We start from the raw sequence: 18,263 nt of genomic DNA on the forward strand, positions 1-18,263 counted from the left end.
TTACCTGTTGAACCTGATGTTCTGAAGTGTCGTGAGCAAGTTGGTATCCATGGTGGCCGGCGACGTCGAGGCGCCGGTGATCAAGACCAGCGCGGGGTTGGTCGAGTTGTCACTCTGGGCTTGGGTCGCATCCCACATCGCCGCGAAGCGCTGCACGAACTTGGTGACCTTGGTCGGGTCCTGGAAATCGGCGAGATTGATATTCTTCGTGATCATGCTGGCTTGAGCGTCGATGTCGCCCGAGCTGACGGTCGACGACCAGCCGAGCGCGGTCTGGACCACCTGGGTCAGGGCCTTGTCGGCGAGGATCTGGTAGGCGTTGGTGATCGTGGAGGCCTTGCGCGTGAAGTACAGCGCGAGCCGCAGGCCCTCGTTCTGGTCGCCGGCCTGCTGCTCCATAGTCTGCGTGACATACTGGGTCGCCGTGCCCGTGGTGGCCGCGGTGGTCGAGGTCGCGTTGGCGCCGTTGGCGGCGAAATTGAAGGCCGTGGCGAAGTCTCGGTAGCGGGTGTCGCTCAGCTTGTTGGCGAAGGCGTCCTTGTCCGTGACACCTTCGGTCAGCACCTTTCGCATGAAGGCCTTGGCGTACGTCATGTCGCTGAGACCATACGCCTTCATCGCATAGGAATAGAGCCGGTAGTCTCCCAGGAAATCGTCGATCGTCTTCACATTGCCGATATGGCCCAGGAAGTAATCGGTGTCGCGGCTGACATCCGGCTCCGTAGCGACCTGGGTCATCGACTTGCCCATGTTGCTCGTTATTCTGGTGTAATCCGCGATCGTGGATAGCATGGCACGCGCCCCTTTGGCCGCTATTGCGACATCGCCTCAAGCTGCCGCGAATTGCTTGCGCGGGGCTGGCGACCCCGAAACCAGCTTCGCGCAAGCGTGGCCGACTAGATGTTCCCGATGGGGTCGACGATGGAGTGGCGCGTTGCTCAGTTTCGTGGGGATTTTCATCACGGTGGCGGCACTGCTTGGCGGATTTGCCGCCATGGGCGGCCATCTGGCCGTGCTCATGCAACCGTGGGAATTCGTGATCATCATGGGCACTGCGGTCGGCACCTTCATCGTGGCCAATCCGTGGAAAACGGTGGTGGACACCGGCGTGGCCTGCATGCAGGCCATCACGGGCTCGGTGCCGGGTGAGCGCTATTATCTCGATCTGCTCGGGGCGCTTCATGCGCTGATGCGCGAGCTGCGCGGCAAGGGCCGCAATGAGGTCGAGGCGCATATCGACGATCCCTCGTCCTCGGAGATCTTCAAGGCGTTCCCGAGCGTGCTTGGTGACCCGTCGCTGCTCCAGTTCATCTGCGACTATGTTCGCCTCATCATCATGGGCAATGCGCGCACGCACGAAATCGAAGCGCTCATGGATGAGGAAATCCACACCATCGTAAAGAGCAAGCTGACGCCCTACCACGCGCTGGTGGTGGTGTCCGAGGCGCTGCCGGCGCTCGGCATCGTCGCCGCAGTGCTCGGCGTCATCAAGGCCATGGGCGCGCTCGACCAGTCGCCGAAGCTGCTCGGCGGCTTCATCGGTGCGGCGCTGGTCGGCACCTTCGCCGGCATCTTCCTGTCCTACGGCATCATTTCGCCCTTCGCGCTGAAGATCAAGATGACGCGCGAGAAGAAGTGCCGGCCCTACATCATCGTCAAGCAGACGCTGCTGGCGTTCATGAACGGCGCCATGCCGCAGATCGCCGTCGAGCACGGCCGCAAGATGATCGCAAGTTCCGAGCGGCCGTCGATCGATGTCGTCGAGAACGAGACCATCGCCGGTCCCAAGGCCGTCGCGTCCGAGCCCGAACCCAAGGCTGCACCCAAGGCCGCACGCGCATGATGGAAGCTCTCGACGTCGATCAGCGGAAGCAGCTGCCGAACTACCTGCTGGATGCCGCCGGCATCTCGATCGAACGCATGCCGATGCTCAATGTGATCTTCGATCGCATGGCGGCATCGTGCACTGACAGCCTGCAGCCGATGGCCGGTACGCCCTGCTATTTCTCGGTCAACGGCATCACCAACGACCGCGTCGGCGACATTATCAAGGACTACGAGGGCAATGCCGTCGCTGCCGTGCTCTATGCCGAGCAGTGGGACTCACGCGTCATCATCGTGCTCGACCGCGACTTCGTGTTCACCATGGTCGAGGCGATGTTCGGCTCCGACGGCGCCGAGCCGCCGCTGGACGTCGAGCGCACCTTCTCGAACATCGAGATTCGCCTGGTCCAGGCGCTGTTCGAGCGGTTCGCCAAGGCGCTGCAAACCGCTTTCGCCGGAACGTCCAACGTCACGTTCCGAGTGGAGCGGGTGGAGACCGCGATGGCGTCGCTGGCGATCGGGCGCGGCGGCAACATGTCGATCTGCGCGAACATCATGTTGCAGGCGCTCTACCGCGGCGGCCAGATGTTCCTGATCGTCCCGCACTCCGCCCTCAATCCGCTGCGGCAGAAGCTCGCTCACGTCGTCGTCAGCGACGGTCGCGCAGCCGACCCGCGCTGGCGCGAGCAGATGGAGAGCGAGGTGCACCGCACCGAGGTGACGCTGAGCGCGGTTCTCGACGAGAAGATGATATCCCTCGAGGACGTCGTGAAATTCAAGGTCGGACAGGTGCTCGAGCTCGAAGCCACGCCGCGCACGCTGGCCCGTCTCGAGAGCAACAACCAGGTGCTGTTCTGGTGCCAGATCGGCCAGCTTGATGGCTATTACGCCATGCAGGTGGCAGATCCCGTCGATCAGAAACGGGAGTTCGTCGATGATATCCTATCTCGTTGATGCCGTGCTGCTGATTGCGCTGGCCTTCACCAGCATGCGGGTGACCCGGATGCACCGTGAGCTGGCGCGGTTGCGCAGCTACCAGGGCGAATTCTCGACCATCGTCCACGAGACCGCGGGCGCCTTCGATACGGTGATCACCGCGGCGCACGATTCCACTGCAAATCTAGGCCGGCTCGCCAACGTGTTGAGCACGAAGATCGACCAGGCTCACGACGCGATCGCCGCACTCGATGCGCGGAGCGGGCTTCAGCCCACAACGATCGTGGGTGGCGCTGAGGCCAACAAGCATTAAGGCCGGGGACCGGCCGAGCGGATACGATCGGAACGTCGCGGCGCTCCGGGAGCGGAAATACCAAGAGGCGATACAAGATGGCGCAATCCTTCGACTACGATTCTGCAACCGCACCCGATGATGCCGAGACGTCTCCGCTGGAGCGGCTGGCGGAGATCGCCGCGCGCACGGCAGAGGAGACCGGCAAGTTCGCGAATGTCGATGCCATCCTGCGCATTCCCGTTACCATGCAGGTGGTGCTGGGATCGGCGACCATCCCGGTGGCAAACCTGATGAAGCTCGGCCGCGGCGCCGTGGTTCCGCTGGATCACCGCGTCGGCGAGCCTGTCGACGTCGTGGTCAACGGCCGCGTCGTCGCCCGCGGCGAGGTCGTCGTCGTCGAAGAGGACAATTCCCGCTTCGGCGTCTCGCTGACCGAGATCGTCGGGCCGCTGGGGCAGGGTGATTCCTGACCATGGCGGCACAGGTCGGCATCGCTCCCATCAAGCAGCGAGGCGTTGCCACGCTGGGCGGAACGGACAAGGTCGCGGCGCTCCTGCTGGCCATGGGCCGGCAGGCGGCTGCGAGCGTGCTCGCGCAGTTCGAGCCGCAGGACATCCGCATCGTCACCAAGGCCGCGGCTGAGCTGCGGCCGATCACGGCGCAGGAACTCGAGTCGATCGTCGAGGAGTTCGCCCAGCAGTTCTCGATGGGCGCGAACATTCTAGGCACCCTCGGCGGCCTTGAAGCGGTGCTCGGCGACGTGCTTCCTGCCGACCAGGTCTCGGCGATCATGTCGGACCTGCTCGGCAATTCGAGCCGGTCGGTGTGGGACCGCGTCTCGTCGGTGTCGGAAAACTCGCTGGCGACCTACCTCTCCAAGGAGCATCCGCAGACCGCGGCGCTGATCCTGTCCAAAGTCAAGCCGTCCTGCGCCGCCAAGGTGATGAGCCAGTTGCCGTCAAGTCTGCGCAACGAACTGATGCGGCGCGTGCTCAGCCTCAAACCGATCGTCGACGACGCGCTGAAGGTGCTCGAGAAGACGCTGCATGAAGACCTGACGCTCAATTTCGCTCGCAACCTCGGCGCCGACACCTATGCCCGCGTCGCCGACATCATCAACAAGATGGAGCGCGGCCATATCGAGGACATGCTGAAGAGTCTGTCGGAGAAGCGGCCGAAGTCCGCCGAAGTGCTGAAGGAGCTGCTGTTCACCTTCGACGACGTCATCAACCTGGCACCGAAGGCGCGCACCATGATCTTCGACCAGGTGCCGACCGATCGTATCGTCGTCGCGCTGAAAGGTACCGACAAGCACTTCCGCGAACTGATCCTGTCCGCAGTCGCCTCGCGCGTCCGTCGCGTCGTCGAGCACGAACTCGCCATCGGCGAGCCGTCGAACCAGCGCGACGTGCTGGAGGCGCGCCGCGTCATCACCGACCTCGCCCTCGACCTCGCCGAGAAGGGTGAAATCGAGCTCAATCCCGACCAGGAGGATGAGCCGGTCTTCCGCTGACCGCTGAACGGGCATGGCAGAGACATCCGACCAGGAGAGCAAAACAGAAGAGCCGACCGAGAAGAAAGTCCGCGATGCGCTCGAACAGGGCAATATTCCGGTCTCTCGGGAGGCGTCCATGTTCGCGACCATGGCAGCGCTGATGGTGATTCAGGCGTTCCTGATCGGCCAAGGCGTGCAGCGACTGACGCCGACCCTGAGGAGCTTCATCGACGAACCCGACGGCTTCCCGCTCAGCAACGCGGCGGACGCACTGAATCTTCTCACCGTGGTGGGCCTCGAGGCGCTGCGATTCCTGGTGCCGCTGGTCGTGATCATTGCGGTGTTCGGGCTCGCCGCCTCGCTGCTGCAGAACGCGCCGCGGCCGGTGTTGCAGCGCATCCTGCCCGACTTCTCCCGAATCTCCCCGGCCAGCGGCTGGAGCCGCATTTTCGGAACGCAGGGGCTGGTGGAGTTCGCCAAGTCGATGTTCAAGCTAGCCTCGGTGACCGCCGTCGTGTGCTTCGTGCTGCGATCGTCGGAGGCGAGGGCGTTCGAGGCAATGTACACCGATCCTGTCGCGTTGCCGGAGATGATCCTCACCATTGCGATGCGGATCGTGTCGGCGATCTGCATCGCGACGATCGTGCTGGTCGCGATCGATCTTGCGTGGGCGCGCTTTCGCTGGCGGCGCGAGCTGCGCATGACCAAGCAGGATATCAAGGAAGAGCATAAGCAGGCGGAGGGCGATCCGCTGATCAAGGCGCGCCTGCGTTCGCTCGCGCGCGATCGCTCGCGCCAGCGCATGATCGCCTCCGCATCGCGCGCGACGCTGGTGATCGCGAACCCGACGCACTTCGCGATCGCATTGCGCTACGACCGCGACGAAAACCCGGCGCCGCTCGTGGTGGCCAAGGGCATGGATGTGATCGCGCTGAAGATCCGCGAGGTCGCCGAACAGAACAAAATCCCGGTGATCGAAAACAAGGCTCTCGCGCGCGCGCTCTACGAGGCGGTGCAGGTTGATCAAGTCATCCCTGCCGAATTCTTCCGCCCGGTTGCCGAGATCATCTACTTCCTGCAGTCGAAACAAACGCCGCGGACCGAGAAGGTTCAGTAGATTTACGAGGATGGTGCTTCGCGCAACAGCTTGACGAAAGCTTAACGCCCTAGGGTTCTTTCAATGAATCACAATGGGGCTGTCGTGGGACCGCTTTATCTCTTCGAACTCGCATCGTCGCAGGCACGTTGGCTCGAGCTTCGTCAGTCGACCATCGCCACCAACGTGGCCAATGCCAACACGCCGGGTTTCAAGGCGCGCGACGTCGAGCCGTTCAACAAGGTGCTCGACGCAATGCCGGTCAGGCTCGCGACGACATCGCCCGCGCATATGCAGCTTTCCCCGACCGAAACAGACACGCGGGCAATCGCGAAGAAGGATAGCTGGGACGTCGTCCACTCCGGTAACTCGGTCAGCCTCGAGCAGGAGATGATCAAGGGTAGCGACGTCAATCGCGACTATTCGATGAATTCGGCAATCGTGCGGTCGTTCAACCGCATGGTTCTGACCAGTGCGAAGACCTGAGGTGAACTGACATGCTGGACGCTCTACAGGCTTCGTTGACGGTCGCAAGTTCCGGGCTCGAAGCGCAGTCGACCCGCATGCGGGTCGTCTCGGAAAATCTCGCGAACGCGAGCTCGACCGGGCGTACTGCCGGTGCCGATCCGTATCAGCGCAAGACGATCACTTTCGATGCTGCGATGGATCGTGCCTCGGGCACGCAGTTGGCGAAGGTCAAGGAGATCGGGGTCGACACCACGCCCTACCGCGTCGAGTACGATCCGGGGCATCCCGCGGCCGACAAGGCCGGCTACGTCAAGATGCCCAACGTCAACATGATGATCGAGATGGCGGACATGCGGGAAGTCAACCGGTCCTATGAAGCCAATCTCCAGGTCGTGAAGCAGGTAAGATCGATGCTCGGCATGACCATCGATCTTCTGAGGAGCTGACAATGCTAGAGGCGATTTCATCCACTGCGGTCACTGCAGGGCAGGCGGCGTCCCGCATCACAGAGACGCAGGCCATCGCGCCCAGCGCGACGTCGCCGGTCCATGCCGGCGACGACGTTGGCTTCGATTCAGTGATGAAGCAGGTGACCACCGACGCAATCGGTACGTTGAAGGCCGGTGAGAGCGCGTCGATCTCGGCGATGCAGGGCAAGGAATCGACGCGGAAAGTCGTCGAGGCGCTGATGTCGGCCGAGCAGGCCTTGCAGACGGCGGTCGCGGTCCGCGACAAGGTCGTGCAGGCCTACCAAGAAGTCGTTCGTATGTCGATTTGATCTGAAGGAATGACGCTGTGAAATCGCTCGCCATCGCGGCCACTGGCATGAATGCCCAGCAGACCAATATCGAAGTCATCGCGAACAACATCGCGAACATCAACACCACGTCGTTCAAGCGTGCCCGTGCGGAATTCACCGATCTGTTCTACCAGATGGACCGCATGCAGGGTGTCGCGAACGTCAACGGCGCCTCACCAATCCCGGAAGGCGCCAATCTCGGCCTCGGCGTCAAGTCGGCCGCGATCCGCAAGCTGCACATCCAGGGCGCGCTTACGCAAACCGGCAACCCTTATGACCTCGCGATCAACGGCCGCGGCTGGTTCCAGGTGCTGGGTCCCAACAACGAGGTGCAATACACGCGCGCTGGCTCGTTCAACACCAACGCTACCGGCCAGCTGGTGACGATGGACGGCTACCTGCTGGATCCCAACGTCACGGTGCCGCAGGGAACGGTGCAGGTCACGGTCAACCAGACCGGCCAAGTGTTCGCCAAGCTGGACACGGAAGCCAATCCGCGGCAGATCGGCCAGCTCAACCTTGCCAATTTCGCCAACGAGGCGGGCCTCGAGCCGCTGGGCAGCAATCTCTATCGCGAGACCACGGCATCAGGCGCTCCGGTCATTGGCCTCCCCGGAGATGCCGGCTACGGCAAGATCAACCAGCAGTATCTCGAGGCCTCCAACGTCGATCCCGTCAAGGAAATCACCGAGTTGATCTCGGCGCAGCGCGCCTACGAGATGAACGCCAAGGTCATCCAGGCATCGGATGAAATGGCGCAGACGGTGTCGAAGAATCTCAGTCGCTAGTTCCGGTGTGTCGATGTTGAACAGGGTGGGCCTGATCGCGCGCGGGTTGGCCGCCGCGCTGCTGGTTCTCGTCTCCGCGCGGCTCGCCGCCGCAGACGAGCGGCGGCTTCCCGTGCCGGCGGTGGCGATCCGCGCCGGTGAGCTGATCAGGGACGACATGATCACCGAGCGCGACTTTGCGGCGAATGCGCTCGGCGTCGCGATGTTCATCGAGGGACGCCAGGTCCTCGTCGGCCGCATGGCGCGGCGGGCGCTGTTGCCGGGGCAGCCGATTCCGACCAATTCGGTTGAGGATCCCTTCACCATCGCCCGTGGTGCCATGGTCAAGGTCGTGGTCGAAGACTCCGGTCTGTCGATCGTGGCTTACGGCGCCGCCATGCAATCGGGGGCGCCGGGCTCGCTGATCACCGTGCGAAACACCGATACGGGCGTGATCATCAGGGCCATCGTCCAGCCGGACGGCACCGTCAAGGTCGCGGACGGGTCATGACCAGAATCCTGATCGCGCTTCTCCTCGTCCTCTCCGCCGCGAGCGCCCAGGCCGCCGTCCGCATCAAGGACATCGCGGACATCAAGGGGCTGCGCGAAAATCAGGTCGTGGGCTATGGCCTCGTCATCGGCCTCAACGGCACCGGTGACACCCTGCGCAACGCGCCGTTCACGGAACAGTCGCTGCAGTCGATGCTCGAGAACATGGGCATCAATGTCCGGAACGAGACGACCAGCACGAATAACCCGGCGCGGCCGACCACGCTGCGCACGCGCAACGTCGCCGCCGTGATGGTGACCGCGGACCTGATGCCCTCGATCGGACCGGGCGAGCGGATGGACGTGACGGTGTCGTCGCTCGGAGATGCGACGTCGCTGCTAGGCGGGACACTGGTGATGACGTCGCTGCGTGCGGCCGACGGCGCGGTCTATGCGGTGGCGCAAGGCGCGGTCGTTGTCGCCGGTTACAGCGTCGGAGGCCAGGCCCAGAACGTCAGCCAGGGCACGCCTACGGCGGGCCGTATTCCGAACGGCGCGCTGGTCGAGCGGGAGGTCCAGGGCAGCCTCCACGAGATGGAATACCTGGTGCTCGAGCTGAAAAACCCCGACTTCGTCACCGCGACGCGAATCCTTGACGCCGTCAATCGCTATGCCGGCGGCCGCTACCGTGCCCAGATCGCCTTCGAGCGCGACTATCGGACGATCGTGCTGTCCAAGCCGCGCTACGTCGGCCCGGTTCGCTTCCTCGCCGAGATCGGCGAGCTCACCGTCGAGCCGGACACGCCGGCGCGGGTGGTGATCAACGAACGCACCGGCACGGTGGTGATCGGGCGTGACGTGCGAATCTCGACCGTCGCCGTCACCCACGGCAATTTGACGGTCCGTATCACCGAGATGCCCGTGGTGTCGCAGCCGGCGCCGTTCTCGCAAGGCAAGACGGTCGTCGTGCCCCAGACCGTGGTCGAGGCCAACGAGGCCGGATCGCAGGTGGCGATCCTGAGCGGTGTCGACCTCCAGCGCCTTGTGCGCGGCCTGAACCAGATCGGATTGAAGCCGTCCGGCATCATCGCGATCCTCCAGGCGATCAAGACGGCCGGGGCGCTGCAGGCTGAAGTCATCGTGCAATGATGCGTAAGCGTCGTGCAAGCTTGGTCGCTCAATGCTCTGGTTCTGACCGAGAATCGCACGCGAGCCGATGCTGAAGCTGAATCACAAAGCGCAACTTCTTCTCCTGGGCGCGATGTTCGTGCTCGCTGGCGCTTCGCCCGCGCTGGCGCTGGACGAGCCGAAATCGTCGAAGCCGCTCAATCTGCTCTCCTTCGCACGCGCTCGTGCGGCCGGGCAGCAGAGGCCACACGCATCGGCGACGCCCATTTCGAGCGAAAATTCAAGGGCAACGGCCTGGGCGGCCGAAGATGCAAGCCCCGCAATCACCGGTGCCGTGCCGACGGAGCCTCCTCCGCCGGCGCCGGCTCCCGCACCGGTGCCGATGCGCCCGCCGAAGTCCGGCAGCGTCACTGCGTCGCCGAAGCCGGCTCAAGCGGCCGCGCCTGCGGACAACGAAGTGGCGCTGTTCTGCAGCAACGTGACCGATCCCGCCGTCGATGCCAGGCTCGCCTGGCAGCTGAAGGAACTGGAGAAGGCCGAGAGCCTGCTGCGGGAGCGGATCGCCGAAGTCGAGGCCAAGCGCGCGGAATACGAGAAGTGGATGGCGCTGCGGGACGACTTCCTGAAGAAGGCGGAAGCGAGCGTCGTCGAGATCTATTCGCGCATGAAACCCGACGCTGCTGCCACTCAGATCGCCGGCATGGCGGACGAGACGGCCGCCGCGGTGCTCGCAAAGCTCACCCCGAGGAGCTCGAGCGCAATTTTCAACGAGATGGAAACCGGGCGCGCAGCACATCTCGCCGATCTGCTCGGCGGAATGCGTCGCGTGGATGACGGGAAGACCAAGTAAATGAAGAAGCCGATCCTCCTCCTGTCACTCGTGCTTCTTGGCGGATGCTCCCATGATCCGGCAGAAATCCTGACCGGCCCGAAACTGTCTCCGGTGGGCAGCGGGCTGCGGACGCCGGCCGAACCGATCCCGGTGACGCCCCGCATCCGCACGCCCGTCAGCTATCGCTCGACCTGGGATGACGGCACCGATCTCTACCGCGATCCCCGCGCCCGGCGCGTTGGCGACGTCGTAACCGTGATCATCTCGATGCAGGACAAGGCCAAGCTCGACAACAAGACCGATCGCTCGCGCGATTCGCAGATCCAGTTTGGGCTGAACTGGCTGATGGACGTCGCAGGATGGCAGGACAAGGGCCAGACCAACGCCAACCTCAACACCAATTCCCAGATCAAGGGCAACGGCAAGATCGACCGCTCCGAGGACATCAAGCTCTCCATTGCCGCCGTCGTCACCGACGTGTTGCCGAACGGAAATATGATGATCAGCGGGTCGCAGGAGTTTGGTATCAACACGGAGATGCGCGTGCTCAACGTCGGCGGTATCGTGCGTCCACGCGATATTTCGCGGACCAACACGATCTCCTACGAGAAGATCGCCGAGGCGCGCGTGGCCTATGGCGGTCGCGGAAATCTGTCTGACGTGCAGCAACCTGGATGGGGGCACCGGATCTATGACGCCGTGGCACCGTTCTGAGGCTCGCGCGCCGTGGGAGCGGGGGGCCTCATGCGCCTGATTGCCGCCATCCTCGTGCTGACCCTGGTCGCGATTGGCGCGGGCGCGCTTGCGGGCTTGCACCTGTTCGCCACCGCCGAACGGGCCGCCGACGCAAAGAAGGTCGCCACACCATCGCCGATCGCGTCGAGCTACGCCGGCAGCGCGCGGCTCAGGAAGCTGCCTCCGATCGTAACCAACCTCGCAGCGCCGGCCAACAATTGGGCCCGGGTCGAGGCCTCCATGGTGACCGACAGCATGAGCGATGAAGATGCCGGCATTCTGGCCGCTCATATCAGCGAGGACATCGTCACCTATCTCCGCTCGGCCTCGGTCACGCAGTTCGAAGGCGCGCGCGGGCTCCAGCATCTGCGCGACGACCTGTCCGAACGCGCCAGCATCCGCTCGTCCGGCAAGGTTCGCGAACTGATTATTGAGACGTTGGTGATCCAGTGAAATTGAAAGTCCTGCTGGTTGCGTTGCTGCTGGTCGTGCTGCCTGAGGTAGCGTTCGCCCAGATCCCGGACCTCAACTCGTTGCTGCCGCCGGGCAACGGCTCGACCAGCGGCCGTATCATCCAGCTCATGGCACTGCTGACGGTTCTGTCCGTCGCACCGGGGCTTCTCATCATGGTGACGAGCTTCACGCGCTTCGCCGTTGCGTTGTCGTTTCTCCGCGCCGGGCTCGGCCTTCAGACGACGCCTCCGAATCTCGTGTTGATCAGCCTCGCCATGTTCATGACCTTTTACGTCATGGCGCCGACCTTCGATCGCGCCTGGGAAACCGGCGTTCAGCCGCTGATGAAGAACGAGATCTCGGAGGAAGAGGCTTATCTGAAGATCAGCGACCCGTTCCGCGAGTTCATGCTGGCGCATGTGCGAGACAAGGACCTGCAGACGTTCGAGTCGCTCGCCGCCGAAAGCTTCCGCAGGAAGTTCGACGACAAGCGCATCGACATGCGCGTCATCATCCCGGCGTTCATGATCTCCGAGCTCCGGCGTTCGTTCGAGATCGGCTTCCTCATTATCCTGCCGTTCCTCGTCATCGACATGATCGTGGCGACGCTGACCATGTCGATGGGCATGATGATGATGCCGCCATCGATCCTCGCGCTGCCGTTCAAGGTGCTGTTCTTCGTGCTGATCGACGGCTGGAACCTGCTCGCCTCAGGACTGGTGCGGTCGTTCTCGTAGAGCGGCGATCGCCAGTCGGCCGCTTATGGTTAGCGAAGAGTAATATTAACCATATGATTTTGCTGTATAATTCACGCTTGTCTTAATCCGGAAGCAAGATTCGGCGTGCTAGCAATGCGGCACGGCGGGTTGGACCCCACCCATATCAGTCCAAAGGCATGATGCCGCCCCTCCGTACCGGTGAAAGCCCGGTATGTCCCCTCGTGAAAATGTAACGCGTAAAAAAAGGGACATTCGCAATGTCAAGCCTGCTTACGAACTCGACCGCTATGACTGCCCTCCAGACCTTGCGGTCTGTGAGCTCCCAACTCGCCACCACGCAGACCCGCATCTCCACCGGCCAGCGCGTCTCGACCGCTTCGGACAACGCCGCCTATTGGTCGATCGCAACCTCGATGCGTGCCGACAACGCCGCGCTCTCCGCCGTCTCCGACTCGCTCGGTCTGTCGGCCGCGACCGTCGACACCGAATATACCGCTCTGACCTCCGTTGTCGGTGACAGCACCGGCGGCCTGACCAAGCTGCAGTCGCTGCTGGTCGAAGCCAAGACGGCCGGTATCGATCGCGCCAAGATCCAGGCGGACGTGACGCAGATCCAGCAGCAGATGAAGGGTACCGCCGATGCGGCAACCTTCAACGGCGTGAACTGGCTCAGCACGACGACGGCTACGCCGACGACGGTCAACCTGGTGTCGTCGTACTCGCGCGTCGGCGGCACGCCGACCACCGGCTCCATCGGCCTGACCGTTGCCAACTACTCGCTCTATACGTCGTCCACCAGCGGCATCCTGGACACGGTGAGCGGCGGTGCGTCGGTCAACACGATCGACATCACTTCGCTGACCGACTCGTCGACCGACCAGACCACGCTCGATGGCTACATCGCGAAGGTGACTGCTGCGATCAACTCGGTGGCTTCCGCCGCCGCGAACCTCGGTGCCGTCAAGAACCGTATCTCGACCAACACGGATTTCGTGAAGTCGCTGATGGACTCGGTTGATCGCGGTATCGGTCAGCTCGTCGACGCCGACATGAACCAGGAATCCACCCGCCTGTCGGCCCTCCAGGTCCAGCAGCAGCTCGGCGTGCAGGCGCTTTCGATCGCCAACGGCAGCAGCCAGAGCATCCTCTCGCTGTTCCGCTAAGCCTTAGGACCATCCGAGAGGGGGCCGCGCTTCTCGCGAAGCGCGGCCCTTTCGTTTGACGTGACGTCCCGCGCACGTCGCAATTCCGGTCGCCCTGTTGCGGTCCGGTCACAGAGCCACAAGCCTCGCACAAGCTTCGCGCGTTACGGTCGCCGTTACGACAGGTTGGGCCCTAACCGCTTTTTCCGCCGCCCAAAGGCATGACGCCGCCCTGTCGTACCGGTGCAAGTCCGGTATGTCCCCAAATCAACTCAATCTTCAAAGGGACATCAAAATGGGTTCAAGTCTGCTCACCAACTCCGCAGCAATGACCGCGCTGCAAACCCTCCGCAACGTCAGCTCCAACCTCCAGACCACCGAAAACCGGATCTCGACCGGCCAGCGCGTGGCCACCGCGTCGGACAACGCCGCCTATTGGTCGATCGCAACCTCGATGCGCGCCGACAACGCCGCGCTCTCCGCCGTCTCCGACTCGCTCGGTCTGTCGGCCGCGACCGTCGACACCGAATATACCGCTCTGACCGCGGTTGTCGGCGACAGCACCGGCGGCCTGACCAAGCTCCAGGCGCTGCTGGTCGAAGCCAAGACCGCCGGTATCGACCGCACCAAGATCCAGGCCGACATCACCCAGATCCAGCAGCAGATGAAGGGTACCGCCGATGCGGCGACCTTCAACGGCGTGAATTGGCTCAGCACGACGACGGCCACGCCGGCGACCTTCGACCTGGTGTCGTCGTTCTCCCGCGTCGGTGGCACGCCCACCATCGGCTCCATCACCCTGACGATCTCCAATTATTCGCTCTATACTTCGGCCACGGGCGGCATCCTGGACACGGTGAGCGGTGGTGCGTCGGTCGACACGATCGACATCACCTCGCTGACCGACTCGTCGGCCGACCAGACCACGCTCAGCAGCTACATCACGCAGGTGACTGCAGCGATCAACTCGGTGGCTTCGGCCGCGGCCGACCTCGGCGCCGTCAAGAACCGCATCTCGACCAACACCGACTTCGTCAAGACCTTGATGGACTCGGTGACTCGCGGTGTCGGTCAGCTCGTCGACGCCGACATGAACGCGGAATCCACCCGCCTTCAGGCGCTGCAGACCCAGCAGCAGCTCGGCGTGCAGGCGCTCTCGATTGCAAATCAGAACAGCCAGAGCATCCTTTCGCTGTTCCGCTAAGCCTGAAAACCATCTGAGAGGGGGCCGCGCTTCTTGCGAAGTGCGGCCCTTTTCAGTTTGGCGTACGTTGTTCGCGTGCCAAACCTCAACTTGGTGCCCCAACTCGGCATCTCGACTTTGCTCACCGACCAGACGTCTTGGCGTGACGCTTCGAATTGGCTGGCCCCGTTGCAGTCCGGTCACAGAGCCACAAGCCTCGCACAAACTTCGCGTGCTATCGCCGCGGTTACGGTAGGTTGAGCGCGCTTTCCCGCAGCCCAAAGGCATGATGCCGCCCTGTCGTACCGGTGCAAGTCCGGTATGTCCCAAAAAATTCAATTCGTTTTCAAGGGGACGTCAAACATGAGTTCTAGTCTGCTCACCAACTCCGCAGCAATGACCGCGCTGCAAACCCTCCGCAACGTCAGCTCCAGCCTCCAGACCACCGAAAACCGGATCTCGACCGGCCAGCGCGTGGCCACCGCGTCGGACAACGCCGCCTATTGGTCGATCGCAACCTCGATGCGCGCCGACAACGCCGCGCTCTCCGCCGTCTCCGACTCGCTCGGTCTGTCGGCCGCGACCGTCGACACCGAATATACCGCTCTGACCGCGGTTGTCGGCGACAGCACCGGCGGCCTGACCAAGCTCCAGGCGCTGCTGGTCGAAGCCAAGACCGCCGGTATCGACCGCACCAAGATCCAGGCCGACATCACCCAGATCCAGCAGCAGATGAAGGGTACCGCCGATGCGGCGACCTTCAACGGCGTGAATTGGCTCAGCACGACGACGGCCACGCCGGCGACCTTCGACCTGGTGTCGTCGTTCTCCCGCGTCGGTGGCACGCCCACCATCGGCTCCATCACCCTGACGATCTCCAATTATTCGCTCTATACTTCGGCCACGGGCGGCATCCTGGACACGGTGAGCGGTGGTGCGTCGGTCGACACGATCGACATCACCTCGCTGACCGACTCGTCGGCCGACCAGACCACGCTCAGCAGCTACATCACGCAGGTGACTGCAGCGATCAACTCGGTGGCTTCGGCCGCGGCCGACCTCGGCGCCGTCAAGAACCGCATCGCGACCAATACCGACTTCGTCAAGACTTTGATGGACTCGGTGACTCGCGGTGTCGGTCAGCTCGTCGACGCCGACATGAACGCGGAATCCACCCGCCTTCAGGCGTTGCAGACCCAGCAGCAGCTCGGCGTGCAGGCGCTCTCGATCGCCAATCAGAACAGCCAGAGCATCCTCTCGCTGTTCAAGTAAGCTCCGGCATCGAAAAGGACCGTGCTCCCCTGGGAGCACGGTCCTCGCCGTGATCGGCGGACGTGACGGCACATGATGTGCCCGTAATTGATCTCCTGACGCCGGACTTCATGCAGCATTTCGTTCGCGCTGGTATGCGCCCGGGCGGCTGCGTGCCGTCGTTGACCCGGTCGCGTCATCCAAGATTCCAGCAAAATTACAACGCCTCGCCTGCGAACTGACACATTCCTGTCCGCGCGCAACCTTCAGACAAGGTTCGCAGCGGAGTGTCCTCACCGTTCGCATTGGTACGAGGTCATATGCTCAGTCGCGCGCAGCTACAGCAGCTGCTCAACAATCTGCTGGAACTTGGGCCGCGACGTCTGATGGCCTTGGGATTGATCGGCTTCGCCGTCCTCGTCACCGTGGTCGGGGGCGCTTACTACCTGAGCCGGCCGGAATTCGAGTCCCTCTATACCGGCCTGACCCGCGAAGACGTGACGCGCATCGGCGCCGCGTTGCGCGAGCAGAACATCGCCTTCGATATCAACACGGCCGGGGATACCGTCTCGGTGCGACCGAGCCAGACCGCGCAGGCGCGAATGCTGCTGGCCGAGAAAGGGCTGCCGACCAGCGCCAATGCCGGCTATGAGCTGTTCGACAAGATCGGATCGCTCGGGCTGACCTCATTCATGCAGGAAGTCACGAAGCTTCGCGCACTCGAGGGCGAGATCGCGCGTACCGTTCAGCTGATGAAAGGCGTCAAGGCGGCGCGGGTGCACATCGTGATGCCGGTGCGCGGGTCGTTCCGCGCGACGCAGCAGCCGCCCTCCGCGTCGGTTGTGCTGCGCACCGACGGTGCGCTCGAGGCGCGCACGGCGCAATCGATCCGCCATCTCGTCGCGGCCGCGATTCCCGGCATGACGCGCGACAAGGTCATCGTGCTCGATGCCGACGGCTCGATGCTGCTGGCCGAAGAGGACGAGGCCAGCGCCGCGCCGACCAGGATGGCGAGCCTCCAGAAGACCGTCGGCGGGATGGTGCAGGAGAACATCCGCAAGGCGCTGACGCCCTATCTGGGGCTGGAAAATTTCGAGGTCAGCGTCGCGCCGCAGCTCTCCACCGACAAGCGGCAGATCAACGAGACCGTTTACGATCCGGAGACCCGCGCCGAGCGTTCGGTCCGCAATGTGCGCGAAAACGAGAAGTCATCGAACACGGATCGCTCGACGCCGACAACCGTCCAGCAGAACCTTCCGGACCAGCAGGTCAACGCCGGCGGCGCCAAGAACTCCAGCGAGGACAAGACGCGACGCGAGGACGTTACCAATTTCGAGGTGTCGTCCAAGACCACGACGACGGTCAGCGACGGTTACTCGGTCCAGAAGCTCTTCATCGCCGTGCTGGTCAATCGCACGCGGCTTGTCGCCGACCTCGGCGACAAGACCAACCAGGCGATCGTCGACAGCAAGCTCGCCGAGATCAGCCAGCTCGCAGCGACCGCCGGCGGACTGGACAAGGCGCGCGGCGACCAGATTCAGGTGACTGCGGTCGACTTCGTGGAGGGCTCGCGCGAGCTCGCGCCGGTGCCGCCGATCAGCTTCGTCGAGATGATGAACAAGCAGCTCGGCAGCGTCATCAACGCGGTGACGATTCTGGCCGTCGCTTCGATGCTGGTCTGGTTCGGGCTTCGGCCTGCGGTCAACGGCATTCTGGCCCATCGCGCGGCGCAGGAGCAGACCGAGGCGGCCGAGGCCGCGGAGCTCGAGGCCGCTTCGGCCCTCGCATTGGCCGACAGCCAGGACCCCGAGCTCAACCTCGTCGAGGACCTCGAAGGCAAAATGCAGCGTACGCCGCAGAAGCGGCTGGAGCAGATCGTCCGCCTCGATCAGACGCAGGCGGCAGCGATCCTTAAAGACTGGATGCGACGCGAGGAGGCGGCATGAACGCGGCAATCGGAAAACTCCTGACGCAATTCGACGCGAACGGCCGGGCCAAGTCGCCTCCGGCTCCACCGCCCAAAATTCAGGATGTGCTGACAAGGCAGAGAGAGGTTCGACGCGAGCCTCAGCCTCAGCCTCAGCCGCAGCGTCAGGCGCAAGCCCAGCCGCAACTTCAGTCGCCTCCGGCGCCGGCGCCCGAAGCCACGCCGGTCAATCTGCTCGAAGACGCCTATCGACGCGGCCATACTGCAGGTCTTGCGGAAGGCGAATCCAAGCTCGCCGAAGAGCGCGTCCGCAGCGCGATCCGGCTCGGCGAGGAGCGCGCCAAATGGTCCGATCAGCAGGCGGTCGCGATCGTCAATGGTTTTGACGCGGCCTGCCGCGAGATCGAGAGCAACATTGCAAGCTCGGTCGCGCGGATATTGCTGCCGTTCCTCGCCGATGCGGTCCGCGACAAGGCGATCGGATCACTGGTCGAGCAGATCTCGGCGCTGACCTCGAATTCCCCGGTCCCGGCGTTCCGCGTTAGTGGTCCGAGCGAGCTCATCGACCTCGTCAGGACGCAACTCAATCTCGCCGGCCGCTCTGGCGTCGAATACCAGTCCGCCGACACTGTCGAAGTCCGCGTCCTCGCCGATCAGACCACGATCGAGACGCAGATCTCGACCTGGATGGATCGGCTGAAAGAGGCGCGTCGGTAGTTTCACC

22 protein-coding genes are annotated in these 18,263 nt (G+C 63.5%); 21 read left to right on the forward strand and 1 reads right to left on the reverse strand.

All coding sequences use genetic code 11. From position 1 onward, the window contains the following. On the reverse strand, positions 1-792 hold the full coding sequence (locus tag ABIA96_RS11915) for a DUF1217 domain-containing protein (RefSeq protein WP_354137246.1): 792 nt from the start codon (positions 790-792) through the stop codon (positions 1-3). Positions 793-934: 142 nt separating this feature from the next. Here ABIA96_RS11915 and motA point away from each other — a divergent pair, with 142 nt between their 5' ends. The 21 genes from motA to ABIA96_RS12020 all read left to right on the forward strand — a co-directional run bounded on the left by motA (position 935) and on the right by ABIA96_RS12020 (position 18,256). Next, positions 935-1,843 (forward strand): flagellar motor stator protein MotA, encoded by a 909-nt coding sequence (gene motA, locus ABIA96_RS11920; protein ID WP_354137247.1) that lies wholly within the window; start codon positions 935-937, stop codon positions 1,841-1,843. Then, positions 1,840-2,778: a flagellar motor switch protein FliM gene (locus tag ABIA96_RS11925; RefSeq protein WP_354137248.1), complete on the forward strand. Its 939-nt coding sequence runs from the start codon at positions 1,840-1,842 to the stop codon at positions 2,776-2,778. Before motA ends, ABIA96_RS11925 begins: the two co-directional genes overlap by 4 nt. Further along, positions 2,759-3,073 (forward strand): hypothetical protein, encoded by a 315-nt coding sequence (locus tag ABIA96_RS11930; protein ID WP_354137249.1) that lies wholly within the window; start codon positions 2,759-2,761, stop codon positions 3,071-3,073. The genes ABIA96_RS11925 and ABIA96_RS11930 overlap by 20 nt, the downstream gene beginning before the upstream one ends. A gap of 77 nt (positions 3,074-3,150) precedes the next feature. Then, entirely contained in the window at positions 3,151-3,525 is a 375-nt protein-coding gene (fliN, locus tag ABIA96_RS11935) for a flagellar motor switch protein FliN (RefSeq protein WP_354137250.1), read from the forward strand. A 2-nt stretch (positions 3,526-3,527) separates the two neighbouring features. Further along, a complete protein-coding gene (locus ABIA96_RS11940; RefSeq protein WP_354137251.1) occupies positions 3,528-4,568 on the forward strand; it encodes a flagellar motor switch protein FliG in 1,041 nt (346 codons plus the stop codon). 13 nt (positions 4,569-4,581) lie between these two features. Continuing rightward, positions 4,582-5,667, forward strand: a complete 1,086-nt coding sequence (flhB, locus tag ABIA96_RS11945) for a flagellar biosynthesis protein FlhB (RefSeq protein ID WP_354137252.1) — start codon at positions 4,582-4,584, stop codon at positions 5,665-5,667. 63 nt (positions 5,668-5,730) lie between these two features. Further along, positions 5,731-6,132 carry a flagellar basal body rod protein FlgB gene (gene flgB, locus ABIA96_RS11950; RefSeq protein WP_354137253.1) on the forward strand — a complete coding sequence of 134 codons (402 nt, stop codon included), beginning with the start codon at positions 5,731-5,733 and terminating at the stop codon, positions 6,130-6,132. A gap of 11 nt (positions 6,133-6,143) precedes the next feature. Next, positions 6,144-6,560 carry a flagellar basal body rod protein FlgC gene (gene flgC / locus ABIA96_RS11955; protein WP_200469622.1) on the forward strand — a complete coding sequence of 139 codons (417 nt, stop codon included), beginning with the start codon at positions 6,144-6,146 and terminating at the stop codon, positions 6,558-6,560. Between the two features lie 2 nt (positions 6,561-6,562). After that, positions 6,563-6,892: a flagellar hook-basal body complex protein FliE gene (gene fliE, locus ABIA96_RS11960; RefSeq protein WP_354137254.1), complete on the forward strand. Its 330-nt coding sequence runs from the start codon at positions 6,563-6,565 to the stop codon at positions 6,890-6,892. 17 nt (positions 6,893-6,909) lie between these two features. Next, the gene (gene flgG / locus ABIA96_RS11965) at positions 6,910-7,701 is read left to right on the forward strand and encodes a flagellar basal-body rod protein FlgG (RefSeq protein WP_354137255.1); all 792 of its coding nucleotides are present in this window, start codon (positions 6,910-6,912) and stop codon (positions 7,699-7,701) included. A gap of 13 nt (positions 7,702-7,714) precedes the next feature. Next, positions 7,715-8,191 carry a flagellar basal body P-ring formation chaperone FlgA gene (flgA, locus tag ABIA96_RS11970; RefSeq protein ID WP_354137256.1) on the forward strand — a complete coding sequence of 159 codons (477 nt, stop codon included), beginning with the start codon at positions 7,715-7,717 and terminating at the stop codon, positions 8,189-8,191. Then, the gene (gene flgI / locus ABIA96_RS11975; protein WP_354137257.1) at positions 8,188-9,318 is read left to right on the forward strand and encodes a flagellar basal body P-ring protein FlgI; all 1,131 of its coding nucleotides are present in this window, start codon (positions 8,188-8,190) and stop codon (positions 9,316-9,318) included. Before flgA ends, flgI begins: the two co-directional genes overlap by 4 nt. Positions 9,319-9,385: 67 nt before the next feature. Beyond that, a complete protein-coding gene (locus ABIA96_RS11980) occupies positions 9,386-10,147 on the forward strand; it encodes a MotE family protein (protein WP_354137258.1) in 762 nt (253 codons plus the stop codon). Next, a complete protein-coding gene (gene flgH, locus ABIA96_RS11985; RefSeq protein WP_354137259.1) occupies positions 10,148-10,843 on the forward strand; it encodes a flagellar basal body L-ring protein FlgH in 696 nt (231 codons plus the stop codon). A gap of 30 nt (positions 10,844-10,873) precedes the next feature. Beyond that, the gene (locus tag ABIA96_RS11990) at positions 10,874-11,317 is read left to right on the forward strand and encodes a flagellar basal body-associated FliL family protein (RefSeq protein WP_354137260.1); all 444 of its coding nucleotides are present in this window, start codon (positions 10,874-10,876) and stop codon (positions 11,315-11,317) included. After that, entirely contained in the window at positions 11,314-12,054 is a 741-nt protein-coding gene (fliP, locus tag ABIA96_RS11995; protein WP_354137261.1) for a flagellar type III secretion system pore protein FliP, read from the forward strand. Before ABIA96_RS11990 ends, fliP begins: the two co-directional genes overlap by 4 nt. Positions 12,055-12,293: 239 nt before the next feature. Continuing rightward, on the forward strand, positions 12,294-13,199 hold the full coding sequence (locus tag ABIA96_RS12000; RefSeq protein WP_354137262.1) for a flagellin N-terminal helical domain-containing protein: 906 nt from the start codon (positions 12,294-12,296) through the stop codon (positions 13,197-13,199). 274 nt (positions 13,200-13,473) lie between these two features. Beyond that, positions 13,474-14,382 (forward strand): flagellin N-terminal helical domain-containing protein, encoded by a 909-nt coding sequence (locus ABIA96_RS12005; RefSeq protein WP_354137263.1) that lies wholly within the window; start codon positions 13,474-13,476, stop codon positions 14,380-14,382. A 342-nt stretch (positions 14,383-14,724) separates the two neighbouring features. Beyond that, positions 14,725-15,633 carry a flagellin N-terminal helical domain-containing protein gene (locus tag ABIA96_RS12010; protein WP_354137264.1) on the forward strand — a complete coding sequence of 303 codons (909 nt, stop codon included), beginning with the start codon at positions 14,725-14,727 and terminating at the stop codon, positions 15,631-15,633. A 299-nt stretch (positions 15,634-15,932) separates the two neighbouring features. After that, the gene (gene fliF, locus ABIA96_RS12015; protein WP_354137265.1) at positions 15,933-17,558 is read left to right on the forward strand and encodes a flagellar basal-body MS-ring/collar protein FliF; all 1,626 of its coding nucleotides are present in this window, start codon (positions 15,933-15,935) and stop codon (positions 17,556-17,558) included. Beyond that, a complete protein-coding gene (locus ABIA96_RS12020) occupies positions 17,555-18,256 on the forward strand; it encodes a FliH/SctL family protein (protein ID WP_354137266.1) in 702 nt (233 codons plus the stop codon). Before fliF ends, ABIA96_RS12020 begins: the two co-directional genes overlap by 4 nt. Positions 18,257-18,263: the final 7 nt, after the last annotated feature.

Source organism: Bradyrhizobium sp. LB11.1 (assembly GCF_040549385.1).
Lineage (GTDB): Bacteria > Pseudomonadota > Alphaproteobacteria > Rhizobiales > Xanthobacteraceae > Bradyrhizobium.

Excerpts from the sequence above, each read along its gene's own strand:
- ABIA96_RS11915 (WP_354137246.1), bottom strand. The coding sequence starts at position 792 with ATGCTATCCACGATCGCGGATTACACCAGAATAACGAGCAACATGGGC.
- ABIA96_RS11925 (WP_354137248.1), top strand. The coding sequence starts at position 1,840 with ATGATGGAAGCTCTCGACGTCGATCAGCGGAAGCAGCTGCCGAACTAC.
- ABIA96_RS11930 (WP_354137249.1), top strand. The coding sequence starts at position 2,759 with ATGATATCCTATCTCGTTGATGCCGTGCTGCTGATTGCGCTGGCCTTC.
- fliN (WP_354137250.1), top strand. The coding sequence starts at position 3,151 with ATGGCGCAATCCTTCGACTACGATTCTGCAACCGCACCCGATGATGCC.
- ABIA96_RS11940 (WP_354137251.1), top strand. The coding sequence starts at position 3,528 with ATGGCGGCACAGGTCGGCATCGCTCCCATCAAGCAGCGAGGCGTTGCC.
- flhB (WP_354137252.1), top strand. The coding sequence starts at position 4,582 with ATGGCAGAGACATCCGACCAGGAGAGCAAAACAGAAGAGCCGACCGAG.
- flgB (WP_354137253.1), top strand. The coding sequence starts at position 5,731 with ATGAATCACAATGGGGCTGTCGTGGGACCGCTTTATCTCTTCGAACTC.
- flgC (WP_200469622.1), top strand. The coding sequence starts at position 6,144 with ATGCTGGACGCTCTACAGGCTTCGTTGACGGTCGCAAGTTCCGGGCTC.
- fliE (WP_354137254.1), top strand. The coding sequence starts at position 6,563 with ATGCTAGAGGCGATTTCATCCACTGCGGTCACTGCAGGGCAGGCGGCG.
- flgA (WP_354137256.1), top strand. The coding sequence starts at position 7,715 with ATGTTGAACAGGGTGGGCCTGATCGCGCGCGGGTTGGCCGCCGCGCTG.
- flgI (WP_354137257.1), top strand. The coding sequence starts at position 8,188 with ATGACCAGAATCCTGATCGCGCTTCTCCTCGTCCTCTCCGCCGCGAGC.
- ABIA96_RS11980 (WP_354137258.1), top strand. The coding sequence starts at position 9,386 with ATGCTGAAGCTGAATCACAAAGCGCAACTTCTTCTCCTGGGCGCGATG.
- flgH (WP_354137259.1), top strand. The coding sequence starts at position 10,148 with ATGAAGAAGCCGATCCTCCTCCTGTCACTCGTGCTTCTTGGCGGATGC.
- ABIA96_RS11990 (WP_354137260.1), top strand. The coding sequence starts at position 10,874 with ATGCGCCTGATTGCCGCCATCCTCGTGCTGACCCTGGTCGCGATTGGC.
- ABIA96_RS12000 (WP_354137262.1), top strand. The coding sequence starts at position 12,294 with ATGTCAAGCCTGCTTACGAACTCGACCGCTATGACTGCCCTCCAGACC.
- ABIA96_RS12005 (WP_354137263.1), top strand. The coding sequence starts at position 13,474 with ATGGGTTCAAGTCTGCTCACCAACTCCGCAGCAATGACCGCGCTGCAA.
- ABIA96_RS12010 (WP_354137264.1), top strand. The coding sequence starts at position 14,725 with ATGAGTTCTAGTCTGCTCACCAACTCCGCAGCAATGACCGCGCTGCAA.
- fliF (WP_354137265.1), top strand. The coding sequence starts at position 15,933 with ATGCTCAGTCGCGCGCAGCTACAGCAGCTGCTCAACAATCTGCTGGAA.
- ABIA96_RS12020 (WP_354137266.1), top strand. The coding sequence starts at position 17,555 with ATGAACGCGGCAATCGGAAAACTCCTGACGCAATTCGACGCGAACGGC.